At 32.5% G+C, this 13,106-nt stretch carries 8 protein-coding genes; 5 read left to right on the forward strand and 3 right to left on the reverse strand.

Annotated features, from left to right (window positions below; genetic code table 11):
* Positions 1-21: 21 nt before the first annotated feature.
* The 4 genes from NK356_RS05480 (at position 22) to NK356_RS05495 (ending at position 7,693) form a co-directional block, all read left to right on the forward strand.
* Positions 22-2,802 (forward strand): hypothetical protein, encoded by a 2,781-nt coding sequence (locus NK356_RS05480; RefSeq protein ID WP_253316409.1) that lies wholly within the window; start codon positions 22-24, stop codon positions 2,800-2,802.
* Positions 2,803-2,805: 3 nt separating this feature from the next.
* Entirely contained in the window at positions 2,806-6,462 is a 3,657-nt protein-coding gene (locus tag NK356_RS05485; RefSeq protein WP_253316410.1) for a DUF6443 domain-containing protein, read from the forward strand.
* Positions 6,463-6,474: 12 nt separating this feature from the next.
* Positions 6,475-7,104, forward strand: a complete 630-nt coding sequence (locus NK356_RS05490) for a hypothetical protein (protein WP_253316411.1) — start codon at positions 6,475-6,477, stop codon at positions 7,102-7,104.
* Positions 7,105-7,366: 262 nt separating this feature from the next.
* A complete protein-coding gene (locus NK356_RS05495; RefSeq protein WP_253316412.1) occupies positions 7,367-7,693 on the forward strand; it encodes a hypothetical protein in 327 nt (108 codons plus the stop codon).
* A gap of 723 nt (positions 7,694-8,416) precedes the next feature.
* On the opposite strand, the gene bshA is transcribed toward NK356_RS05495, so the two are convergent.
* Together bshA and NK356_RS05505 are read right to left on the reverse strand one after the other, a co-directional pair.
* Positions 8,417-9,565, reverse strand: coding sequence for an N-acetyl-alpha-D-glucosaminyl L-malate synthase BshA (bshA, locus tag NK356_RS05500; RefSeq protein WP_034695707.1), 1,149 nt, complete (start codon positions 9,563-9,565; stop codon positions 8,417-8,419).
* Between the two features lie 26 nt (positions 9,566-9,591).
* Complete coding sequence (locus NK356_RS05505; protein WP_253316413.1) at positions 9,592-11,295, reverse strand: glycoside hydrolase family 3 protein; 1,704 nt, start codon at positions 11,293-11,295, stop codon at positions 9,592-9,594.
* Positions 11,296-11,411: 116 nt separating this feature from the next.
* On the opposite strand from NK356_RS05505, the gene NK356_RS05510 reads away from it, so the two are divergent.
* Positions 11,412-11,951, forward strand: coding sequence for a hypothetical protein (locus NK356_RS05510; protein WP_253316414.1), 540 nt, complete (start codon positions 11,412-11,414; stop codon positions 11,949-11,951).
* An 81-nt stretch (positions 11,952-12,032) separates the two neighbouring features.
* On the opposite strand, the gene NK356_RS05515 is transcribed toward NK356_RS05510, so the two are convergent.
* Complete coding sequence (locus tag NK356_RS05515; RefSeq protein WP_253316415.1) at positions 12,033-12,986, reverse strand: hypothetical protein; 954 nt, start codon at positions 12,984-12,986, stop codon at positions 12,033-12,035.
* Positions 12,987-13,106: the final 120 nt, after the last annotated feature.

A 13,106-nucleotide genomic window follows, 5' to 3' on the forward strand; every position in this document is an offset into this window, starting at 1 on the left:
TTTAAGAAAATTATTTTAGCTATGATTTTTCTAATCTTTAATTTAGGAAAATCACAGATTGAAAGGAATTATGGGGATACAGCCCAGCCTGTACCCTCAGCCTCTTCCTTTTCTTCTTATGTAAATACCCCTGTCTCTTTATCTACTGGGATACCAGGTATTGGAATTCCTTTATTGTCATTACCAACAGGAAATAAGGACTTTGAGATTATGACATCATTGAGTTACCACCCTTACAATACAGGACAAGACAAACCTGCTAGTGAAGTTGGTCTTGGATGGTCTTTATTTAAAGGTGGCGCTGTTATTTCAAGAGTAATTAATGGTGCTGTCGATGAGTTCTATTATGATGCAACGAAATCAAGTTATAAAAAGAATTTATTTGATGACATCTATTACTACGATTTACCTGGTAATTCAGGAAAGTTCAAATTTGTCAGAGATACTATTAACAATACTTTTACTCTTAATAATATCTCAGGAAGTAACGTTAAAATAGAATACACAAGAGATTCTAATACTGCGACACTTGTCCTTAACTCTTTTAAAATAACTGACAGCAAAGGATTTAAATATGTTTTTGAGGATTATAGCATTGCAAGATATGATACAAGTTCTAAAGGTTTTAATTATAAATCGGCCTTCTATTTAACAAAAGTTATTGACGAAAATAATATTACGATAGCTACTTTCAATTACCAGAAAAACAGTAAAAATGTAGATAATAGCAGTATTTTATTATATCAGAACTGTAAGATGGAAAGTATTACTACTTCCTATGGAAAAATCACTTTTGAAAATGTATACAAAGGAATTAGTGATGATGACCCTTATATTATAAAAAGTCTTAGTTTATTGGATATGTCCTCTCATCTTATTGCTAAATACAGACTTGATTATCAAAGTTTTTACAGTTCTACTTATCCAAATAATGTCAATCAAGGAAAAAGGACTCTGTTATCAGTTCAAAAACTAGACAGAAATCAAAACCTTATTGAAGGAAGACAATTTACATATGATGGAACGGGTTCAGAAACCAACTATGGAACTTCTCCAAATCCTAATGAATATGGAAACTTTTTGTGCCCTGATAATACAAAAGCCGATCCTAAAACATATACCTTAGGGCTCCTCAAAAAAATGACTTTACCTGAAGGTGGATATGTCGTATATAATTTTGAGGCTAATGAAGTTTATGAAAATAAAAGTAACCTACAATTAGATACTAATCAGCTCAAAGAGCCTACATTACAATATTTAAATATTGCTAATACAGTTAATTATAATACAAATAGCAGTAGGAGCTATACATTTCAGGTATCAACATCGCAAAAGTTTTTTATTAAACTTTTAATTGATGAAGTTTACGAAATCGTAAACATTCACGGAAATATTATTCTCCCACCAACCTATAAGTTATTAAACTCAATAGGAAATGAAGTTACAGGAACTGCTAATGGCTGCTCAGAAAATGTTAAATATTATAATTTAGCGCCAGGGACTTATACATTCAAAATCAGTGGAAATGGAAATGGACGCATTCAAAATTATGAGATAGTTAATTTATCTGCTCCTTATAAAAATACAACTCAATTGAAAATAGGAGCCCGAATTGCCAATATAAAATATTACGATACAGATAATACAGTAAAAAAAGCCATGTCTTACAAATATGATTTGTTTGATAATAGCGGGACAAGTGGTAAAGTATTTTCCGGAGAAGTCTGCAATGAGGAAATAGGAAATGTAAATGAATCTGTATTGTATAATAATGTAAAGGAGATATATGAGGGAAGCTCAGAAAGTCAGGGTTATTCCCAATATTATTTCAAAACTCCTGATGATTATACAAGCACTATCAATTTCTATAAACCTTATTATAATATTACCTCTACAGCTCTTTTGACAAAAAAAGAAATGTACAATCAACAGAATCAACTAATTTCCAGTGAAAATACAGATTATGTGCTTGATGAAATTGGTGGAGTACAGGAATATATTATTTGTGGAGGTTACAAGTCTAAAAGTGCCTGGTTAAAATCAACTACAACCACATCTAAAACATTTTATGCTAATGGGAGTAGTTTACAAGGTACTACAGAAACAACTTTTAATACTACTAATTTTCAACCTGCCTATACAAAGAGTACTTCTCCGGATGGAAAAATTACTGAAACCACTATAAAATACCCTTTAGATCTTTCGAATACACGTTTGATCAATGCCAATATGCTTTCAATCCCTCTTCAAACGGAAACAAAGGTAAATGGAAGTATTGTCAGCAAAGGTGGGGCAAAATATGAATTTGTAGATAATTTGTATCCTTCTTCTGTAGTTACTTTTGAGATGAAAGATTTAACGCCTATAACAACAATGGTCTATGATGTTTATGACAGTAAAGGAAACCCTGTACAGATTAAGGGTAAAAATGGTATTCCTACAGTAACAATCTGGGGATATTATCAAACATTACCTATTGCTGAGATTGCTGGAGTTACTTATAGCCAAATCTCTAGTTTACCATCAGTCCTTGCTGCTATAAATGCCTCTAATGCTGATGCTGATAATCCTGCTAATGAGGCATCTCTATTACAAGCTTTGGAAAATCTACGTAGAGACCCTGCATTACAATCTAATCCTGTAACAATTTATACCTATGATCCTTTAATTGGGATTACTAATGCCGTTTCTTCTAATGGAGCAAAAGTATCCTATGTATATGATTCTGCCAACAGATTAGTAAAAACAATGGATTCTGATGGAAAAACACTACAGGAATACCAGTATAACTATAGACACTAATACATGATGAAAAAAATTTTAAATATATTCAGTCTTTTATGGCTAGCAGGGCATTCTTACGCTCAAACATTAAATGCTACAACTGCTGAAAACTACGTATATACTAAAAGTTGTCTGGATGCAGACTGTATCAAAAAAACTGAAGCAATACAATATTTTGATGGATTGGGAAGAGCAAAACAGACAATAGGAATTAAAGCCACTCCATCTGGCAAAGACATCGTAAATCATGTAGAATATGATGCATTTGGAAGAGTAGCTAAAGAGTATCTTCCAATTCCACAGAACACAACACAAAATGGTGCCTTTTATACAGCTCCGCTATCCAATGCCCCCACAGTATTTGGGCAGGAGAAAATTTATTCGGAAAAACAGTTTGAAAACTCTCCTTTAGGCAGAATTAACAAGATTACACCTTTAGGCAATGATTGGGCACAGCATCCTGTACAAATGGGATATAGTGCAAATATTGCCGGAGAGGTAAAGAAATATACTGTAATCAACTCCTGGGTCGATGAAGCTACTTATTCAAAACTGGTAGAAAGTGGAACCTACGGTGCCAATCAGCTGATGAAAACTACTGTCATAGACAGCGATAATAATACTTCTGTTGAATTTAAAAATGCTGCTGGACAGACAGTTTTAGTACGCAAGAACGACGGGGCAAAGGATGTAGACACCTATTACGTTTATAATGATTTGGGAATGCAGGTTTTCGTTATTACGCCATTGGCTGCTACAACTACGGTAGATGGAAATGCTTTAGATAATCTATGTTATCAATATCGTTATGACAGTTTGGGTAGGTTGGTAGAAAAGAAACTTCCTGGCAAAGATTGGGAATATATGGTGTATGATAAAGCCGACAGGCTTATCCTTTCTCGTGATACTAATATGAAGCAAAACAACCAATGGTTGATGACAAAATATGATGAGCTTGGAAGACCTGTTTATACAGGCTTTTTAACAGGAGGAGATAGAGCAGCGAGACAAAATGATTTGAAAAACCTTATCATCACTGAAAAAAGAGATGCAACTGGTTTTTTTAGAAGTGCAACAAATATTTATTATACAGAAAACTATTTCAGTGGTGAAACACCCGTCATTTTAAGTATTAATTATTACGATACATATCCACAAGGAACTCCTCCTAAGCCAGCAACTATTTTTGGACAAGATATTATATGGGATAATACCTATGCTTTCCAAAACACAAAAACTCTTCCTACTGCTTCATATGTGAAGAATATTGATGATGATTACTGGACATATAACTGGATATGGTATGATTCGAAATTAAGAGCTGTAGGAAATCATTCTATCAATCATTTGGGAGGATACACCAAAATAGAAACAAAGCTGGATTTTGCAGGTGTTGCAGTGCAAAGTAAAGCGTATCACAAGAGATTACAGACTGATCCTGAGAGAACTATTAGTCAAATTTTTGAATATGATGATCACAACAGGCTTTTGGTACAGAAACATCAGGTTGATAACAACCCTATTGAAATTTTGTCACAAAATGAATATAATGAACAGTCTCAACTGAAAAGAAAAAAAGTAGGCGGAAGTGTATCTTCTTCTCCTCTTCAGGCTATAGATTATACCTATAACGCTTTAGGTGCACTTATTAAAATTAATGATCCTGTTAATTTAAATGGTAAATTATTCGGATATGGAATTAAATATACCAATCCTGAATATAGTAATATTGGTCAAGGGAAATACAATGGCACGATTACAGAAATAGATTGGCAAAACGCTTCAGAGAATGTACAAAAAAGATATACCTATACTTATGATAAGCTTAACAGACTGAAAGATGCCATATACTCAGAACCTGGTTCTACAACTCCATTTAACAATTATTATAATGAGTATCTGAGCTATGATCTGAACGGAAATATTAAAACTTTAAAAAGAAATGCTTTTCCTGTATTTGGTACAACAGCTACACAAGTAGATGATTTGGTGTACGACTATACCGGAAATCGCTTAACCAAAGTGACAGAAAATGCATTGAATGATTCAGGATATGAAGGGGGCAATAATACTATTACCTATGATCTGAATGGGAATATGAAAGATATGCTGGACAAAGGGATACAGTCTATCAGTTATAATTTTCTTAACCTGTCTGATACTTTTACTATTGTACAGAATGAATTAGGCAATCCTATTAATAATACAATTAAATATTTGTATAGTGCAGATGGGACTAAGTTTAGAAAAGTATATACAAGCCAAACAGGTGGAAAAAAAGCAAGCTCCATTACCCAAACTACTGATTATCTGGATGGGTTTCAATATACTTTTGAAAAAGGGAGTACCTGCATAACATGTAGAACGAGCAATGCTTATGAACAGCAAGCCTATAAAGGTGTTTCTGATACTGGAAAAGTAATTGCACCACAATGGAATCTTGATTTTGTTGCTACCGCAGAAGGCTATTACAGTTTCACAGAAAACCGCTATATTTACCAATATAAAGATCACCTTGGAAATATAAGGGTAAGTTTTGCAAAAGACAGCACAGGTAATCCTGAAATTTTAGATACCAACAACTATTATCCTTTCGGGCTCAACCATATTGGAAATACATTTTCTCCGTTTGGAAGCTTCTATAGCTACAAATACAATGGGAAAGAATTGCAGGAAAGTGGTATGTATGATTTTGGAGCAAGAATGTATATGCCGGATTTGGGTAGATGGGGCGTAATAGATCCACTAGCGGAAGCATTCAGCCAGTTTAGCCCTTATCATTATGGAGCAGATAATCCTGTAATGTTTATTGATCCTGATGGGATGAGAAATGTCCCTTATGATGGTGGTATTATTAATAATGTTCCTGATGGTTCATATTGGTTTGCCGGGATGAATGGGAATTTCACTTATACTCCTCAATTTAAACAAGGAAGTCGTAATGGTGGAGGTTCTACTCAGGGGACTTTTGGAAATACACAGGCATATAGAGACCTAATGTTAGCTACGCAAAATAAAGGAACATTTGGTTTGACAAATACCAATGGGGCTATGAAATGGTGGACTGATATACCTGATAGTTATGATAAAGAAGGAAATTTTGTGAAGGGTGTTGGTGGGTTTAATATTCTAAAATTATTAGGTAATGGTTTATTAGGACTTACGAATGATATAGAAAGTGCAAGTCATTCTTTAATGAAATATCAAACAGAAGATTTTTTTAAAGACACTGAAAAACATTTAAATGGGCAATTAGGAAATGCTAATATGATAATAGATGAGTATAATAAATTATCTAGTGTAAACAAAATAAATGCTTCAACTTTTCTTTCAGCAGTCAGTGGTATTAGAGCCGGAAAGATTTTAAGATCAACTGAAGGATTTATGAATTCTGCGGGTAAAATTTCTAAAAGATTAGGCTATGTTGGTACAGCATTAACGGCTGGGGTAACATTATATGAGTTTGGAACTGATACTTGGGATGCTCATTCAATTGTAAATCTTGGTCTATTAGGTGCAACAGCTATTGCTACATTTGCCACAGCTCCTGTTATAGTTGCAGCAGCTCCTGCTATTCTTGCAGGGATTGCAATTTATGGAGTAGCAGACTATATGTTTGGAGTAGGCGATCAGTTAGATAAGAGTATTGGTAGAAAATCTACAATTTGGTACCCATAAAAAAAATATTAAATGAAAAAATATAAATTTAAAAATTTTTCAATAAAAAGACTAATATTGTTTATGTCTTTTGCTTTTATTTTAGTAATAATATTAACTATACTAACTTCTATTTATTATAATCCAAAAATTTTTCCTGCGATTGTACTTTTTGTATTATCAGCTTTAAGCTTTATGTTAATTAAGAATAATTGTACGATTACATATAATATAATTTTGGATAATGATTATATTTTTTTTAACAATAAAAAAATTGATATAATAGATATTCGTAATTATAATTTTAGTGAAACTGAAAAATTTTATGGATGTAGATTAGTCTTTAAATCTTATAAATTTTTTTTAAATATTCCTAAAAAAGACAGCGGTAATTATTTAAATTTTAAAGAAGATTTAATTGAAATTATCACTTTACAGAATAAAAAAAGAAGTAATGATTTGATTGTTGAATACAATTGGTATAATACTAAATCAGCTAAGATTTATGGTTATATAATGATTGGGATAATGTTAACATGGCTAATGTTAATGGTAATGTTTCCTAATAAATTGAATCTATCAAATTTAGGATTGTTCTTAATTGTTTCAGTAGGCCTTTTACCAATTTTATTGAGGATTTTTAAAAATAATAGATCAGTATAGAAAACTGGCAATACTAATTAATAATTTTTGACAACAAAATAGAGCATTGATTTCAATGCTTTATTTTAAAATACTAGTAAACTTACTTGAAAATTCCAGAATAAGTTTTAACATGTAATCCTTAATAGATAATTCTCAAAAAAATTGTAGATTTTGACGACTTATTATTCAATCAGCTAAACGAATTGGATGATAAATATTATGAATTGGAACAAGAGAATATTATGAATCTATTGGAAAATTATTTGAATAATTATAAAAAATGAAACTACTAGATTTAGTAAAATATTTTAGAGATGGAAGCTCTTTTGACGAGTTTTGTCACAAGCAATCTTTGGATCTTGAATCTGAAGCTATTGAAATTTACATGGAACAGCCCTTGAAAATTGACAATGATCTGGCTTTCTTTGAAATTGAGAAAACAGAAGGTAATTATGAATATTCAAGTGATGGTGTAGAATATTCTAATTTATTTGATTTCTATTACTTTCTGGATGCTATTGATGAGTCAAATAATGCAGAAAATAGTTCCGTAAGTAATGAGAACTTAACAAAGCTTCTTTATGACTATGCAATTAATGATGCATAAATATTAAAATTTGGAATTCACTTAAATAATTAAATGGCTCCTGTTTAATACCTCAAACAGGAGCCTATTTTTTTCCAATTGAGTAAATTATATTAATTCTAATTGCTGGACATCGGAAACTTTTTCTTGAAATTTATAAAAGGCTATAAATGATAGGATCTAGAAGTTTCGCAAGTACTAGACTGCTTCTAGAGCAAGACTTTATATTGTTTCTGGTAAGACAGAGTTAGCAAAGAAAATCTTAATTCGCTATGCCGAAAAATCTTGGTGGCCTGTAGAACATCTTCAGGTTTTACCTATGAAAATCTTTCAATATGGAGAATTATTGCCAATTTTAAGTAATGAATTAAAAATGGAAATTTTAAGTTTACCCAAAGCTAGATTAGTAAAATAGTCAAACTACGAAATAAAAGAAAGTATTGAAACAGTATAATGATGATAAATAGTGTGTAGCACAAACGTATTAATTATATCTAATCTTTTTTAATAAGAAACAGGTAATCTAATGATTACCTGTTTTATTTTTAATCTAAGTATCAAGTAACGTTTAGATATTTGAAATCAGAATATAATTTCTATTGTGGTTGACACAAATATTGACACTTTTATTATTTTATTTTGTATAATGTGTTTATTTTTAATTGTTTATGTTTGCTGTATTTGGTTCCAAAGATATTGAAGTAGTTTTTCCGTCATAAGTGTGACGTAAATATAATAGAAAAATTATACTTTCGTCAGCTCCTTATTAAAATTTTCTATGGTTGTTCTATACATTTTCTCATAGATAGGAAGAATGTTTTTCAAATCGAATTTTATCGCCTGATCTTTCGCATTTTGCTTCATTTTGGCTAAAAGTTCGTCATTACTCAACAGCTTGATGGTGTAGTTGCTCATGGCTTCCACATTTCCGATTTCAGCAAGATAACCTGTCTCTCCCTGGATATTCACCTCAGGAATTCCACCTGCATTGGAACTGATGACCGGTGTATAAGCTGCCATGGCTTCCAAAGCTGCAAGACCGAAACTTTCCTGTTCAGAAGGCAGAAGAAATACATCCGAAAGCTGCAATATTTTATAAAGATCATTTACTTTTCCTAAAAGACGGATTTTGGAAATAAGATCAGGATTTTCTTCCAGGAACTGATTCACTTTTTCCATATCAGGACCTTCACCAATGATGATCAGCTTAGATTTAACTTTTCTCTCCACATTCTTAAAGATCTGTAGCACTTCGTCTACACGTTTTACAGGACGAAGATTGGATACGTGGATCAGGATTTTTTCATCAGGATTGGCAAACTGTGTTCTCTGGCACTCAGAACAGTCGTCAAATTCTGAATTATCAATAAAATTGGTAATGACCTGAATTTCTTTTTTGATGTTGAAAAACTGAAGAGTATCTTTTTTCAGACTTTCAGAAACTGAAGTAATAGCATCAGATTGATTGATCGAAAATTCTACCGCATGTTTATAACTTGGATGCTGGCCTACAAGGGTAATATCTGTACCGTGCAATGTAGTGACCAACGGGATATCATTATTGTCTTCCTTCAGCATTTGTTTTGCCGTAAAAGCAGCATATGCATAAGGAATGGCATAATGTGCATGAAGAAGATCCAGTTTATAAAGATTAACAACCCTATAGATCATCGAGCTTAACGCAATATCATAAGGCTGATACTGGAAAAGCGGATACGTCTGAACATTTACCCTGTGAAAGAAAATATTCGGGTTGGTGATATCTAATCTTGCAGGAAGTGCAGAACTGATGAAATGTACTTCATATCCTTTATTGGCAAGGGACATTCCTAATTCTGTTGCTACAATTCCGCTTCCTCCATAGGTGGGATAGCAAAGTATGCCTATTTTCATTAGATTATTGTTGTTTTAATTTTGTATTATTTGGTGTTTGTTGAGGTTGTCAAATTAAGATCTATACCCATTCCAGGTTTCAACTGATCATTGACCAATACTGGCAGTTTTCCCCATATTTTTGTTTTTCCGTTGAAAGCATCTGCAGTTGCATTCATAGAATCATCATTGTTTTCATAAGAAACAAGAACCGTTGAAACTTTTGAAATATCAATATCCTTTAATGCATAAGCACTTCCGAAGACATTCAGAATGACATTTTGATTTTTGGTAAGATCAGAAAGTACTTTTTTAGATTCTGCAGAGATTTTATATGGCTTATAAGCTGTTGAATTATCCTTATGGAAACCTACGATAACTGTAGAACCGGCAGGAATCATATTAATTTCTCCCGCTTTTTTAATGATAACATTGTTACCCAATCTGTTGGCAAAAGTCTGATAAGGAGCTTCTTCAAGAGGAACATAATAAACCTGTTTTCCTGTAAGAGGCAGTAATTTCTTTTCATCCTTTAATAAAGTCAATGCATTGGAATAAAGATTCTGTACCAACTGAGCGTGAGAATTATTATTCAAATCAGTATTGATATTCTCCGGATTTTTAGGAGTGTATTGAGTCAATCCAAGGAAATATTTGGTTAAAAGGATTTTCTTCACACTTTCCTCTACTCTGGATTGAGAAATTTCTCCTTTATCAAGAGCTTTCTGAATCAATTTTTTACCTTCAGAAACGCCTTGTGAGAAAAGCATGATATCATTTCCTGCTTTAAAGGCCATAGCATCCAGTTCACCGGGTTTGTATTTGTTCGCTACAGCACCCATGTTTAATGCATCGGTAATGATTAAACCTTTATAACCCAGTTTGTCTTTCAGTAATCCTGTAATGATATTTTTAGAAACAGAAGCTGGAATTCCTTTTCCTGATTCTAAGCTTGGAACATATAAGTGAGCCACCATTACACCACCGATTCCTTTATTCATCAACGCTTTGAATGGTGCTAGTTCTACGGTATTAAGTCTGTCAATATTGTGAGAAACTACAGGAAGATCAAGGTGAGAGTCTGTGCTGGTATCACCGTGCCCCGGAAAGTGTTTGATTGCTGCTAAGATGTTGTTATCCTGAAGACCATTGGAGTAGGATAGGGCAGAGCTGATTACATTATTCACTTCAGAGCCGAAGCTTCTGTTCCCGATAATCGGATTATTAGGATTGGTATTGACATCTACCACAGGTGCAAAATCCCAGTTGATTCCCATTCTGTGACAATCTTCTGCAATTTTTGCTGCCATCTGATACACCAGATTTTTATCCTGAATAGCACCTAATGTCATGGCCCAAGGAAATTTGTGAGCAGTAGCAATTCTCTGGTACAATCCCCATTCTGCATCCATCCCAATCATTAAAGGAACTTTAGACTTTTGCTGAAATTCATTGACCAGATTGATTTCCCTTGCGGCATCATCCTGCATTAAAATCAGACCTCCAATTTTATCATTGGTAACAATATTTCTTACCTGGCTGATATACTCTTCTCCTTTATTGGTATATAATGCTACAATAAAAAGCTGTCCTAGTTTTTCATCCTGAGAAAGATTTTTATATGTTTTATCAACCCATTGCTGCGCTTTTTTCAGATCTTCCTTAGAAGCATTTTTGGGCTGATACTGGGCTTTCACATTAGGGCTTATGAATGCGACAATAAAGAGTGAAGTATATAATAATTTCTTCATGACTTTTTTGAATAAGAACAAAAATACAATTAAAAAAGTGAGGAAAACAAAGTTTTTGAGATTTTTGGTATATGATTTGAATACGCAATATAAATAATAACTAAACTTTACTAAAAATGAAAAAAATACTTCTCTTCTTATTCCTGGGTGCTGTAGGTTTTACTGCTTATAGCTGTGATAATAGTGATGATGTTGTGGTACAAGGTCAGGATAATGATACGTATTCAACAGCATATGATATTATTCCGAAATTTAATAAACAAGATAGCTATACATATCATTTTGATGATGCATTTAAAAGTCCATTACTTGAATCAGATGTAGTCCTTATTTATTTACAAACAGGTCTTACAAATAATAATTCTCCAATTTGGAAATTGCTTACCTATACAGAATATCCTAATAATGGTGCTGATAAAGTTGAATATTCATATGACTTCAGTAAATTTGATATTGGGATTGATGTAAGATCTACCAATGGAGTTAACTTGGATAATAATCCAGTATATTACACGAATAAAAAATTCAGAGTAGTAATTGTTCCTGCAAAAACAGGTACATCTAAGAGCGCAGCAGCAGCTACGGTTGATTATTCAGACTATAATAGTGTAATTAAGTATTACAATATTGATGAGTCTAAAATCAAGACTAAATAATTTAGAAATATCTTTTCAGTTTTTTATAATTAAAAAAGCCCCGGGAGAAATTCTCTCGGGGCTTTTGATATTTTAAATTGCTTAGCATCCTCCTCTAAATCCACATGGAAGGCTAGGGTCTGGAGTAGTAACTCTTGGTGGTACAACATGAGTTTGATCAAATGGTTTTTTTATTATTTTTATACCTGCAAGGAACATTTTGAATTTACTTTGGAGTATCTGGTCAGAAATTTCAGGTAAGAAATGTATTAATAAAGCATTTTTATTTTCAAGGGTTGAAAAATTGAAAATAAATGTTTTTGGCTGATGATAAGGTTTATATGGTATTTCAGCTTTTTGCCTTTTATAATAATTAGGGGAATTTAATGCATTTGCTATTACAGGCCTCCAAGCACAAGGATCAGCTCCAGGTATTTCTGAAGATGATTTTAGCTCTAATGCCACTGTTGGAAATGCCTGGCTCTTGTCAATTTTATAAGAATCCTTCTCGTCACTGTGATAAGAAGCATTTTTAAGTTCAAATATATAATCACTAATGTATGTTTTTAATGTAATTTCATAAGTTGCATTAGCTTCAAACGGAAACTCTATTGCAATTGCAGAAGAGATTGGGTCATTAGTTAACCTATTTTGTCCTTGCATGCTAGTAACTGTTTTAGGTCGATTCTCAGAATCAAACCTAATCCCTTTCCAAAGAAACATATCAGTTCTTGGCATTCCATATCCGCGAATTCTGTACCCAAAAAATGTAAGTGGATTTGGTCCAAATGCAGCCGTTGATGTATAAATATTATCAACACTATAGCCAGTTTTGAATGAACATCCTCCACCATCTGGTTGGCCAAGAGGTTTATTTAAATCCAAATCCATTAAAGTAATTTCGCCTCCATTTAAGGCTAACATTTTATTTGATACAGATGGTAAAACTTCTTTTAAGTTTAAATTTTGTTCTTCATCTTGGGTATATAGCATGTCATTACTGCTTGCACAGCCAATAAAAAATAATGAAGAAATAACGAATAATGTTTTTTTCATGATTGAATAATTTTTTCCCTGCAAAAATAAATTAATTTTACAAAAAATACACTAATTGGTGAAATGTTATTGGATTAAGAGGTTTGTGTTAATTTAAATAATTAAAAAGCTCCAAAAAAC

This window comes from Chryseobacterium sp. S0630 (genome assembly GCF_024158915.1).
Taxonomy (GTDB): domain Bacteria; phylum Bacteroidota; class Bacteroidia; order Flavobacteriales; family Weeksellaceae; genus Chryseobacterium.

Bases quoted from the DNA above. Each gene is read 5' to 3' on its own strand.
- bshA (WP_034695707.1), bottom strand. From the start codon at position 9,565: ATGAAAATAGGCATACTTTGCTATCCCACCTATGGAGGAAGCGGAATT.
- NK356_RS05505 (WP_253316413.1), bottom strand. From the start codon at position 11,295: ATGAAGAAATTATTATATACTTCACTCTTTATTGTCGCATTCATAAGC.
- NK356_RS05485 (WP_253316410.1), top strand. From the start codon at position 2,806: ATGATGAAAAAAATTTTAAATATATTCAGTCTTTTATGGCTAGCAGGG.
- NK356_RS05490 (WP_253316411.1), top strand. From the start codon at position 6,475: ATGAAAAAATATAAATTTAAAAATTTTTCAATAAAAAGACTAATATTG.
- NK356_RS05510 (WP_253316414.1), top strand. From the start codon at position 11,412: ATGAAAAAAATACTTCTCTTCTTATTCCTGGGTGCTGTAGGTTTTACT.
- NK356_RS05515 (WP_253316415.1), bottom strand. From the start codon at position 12,986: ATGAAAAAAACATTATTCGTTATTTCTTCATTATTTTTTATTGGCTGT.
- NK356_RS05495 (WP_253316412.1), top strand. From the start codon at position 7,367: ATGAAACTACTAGATTTAGTAAAATATTTTAGAGATGGAAGCTCTTTT.
- NK356_RS05480 (WP_253316409.1), top strand. From the start codon at position 22: ATGATTTTTCTAATCTTTAATTTAGGAAAATCACAGATTGAAAGGAAT.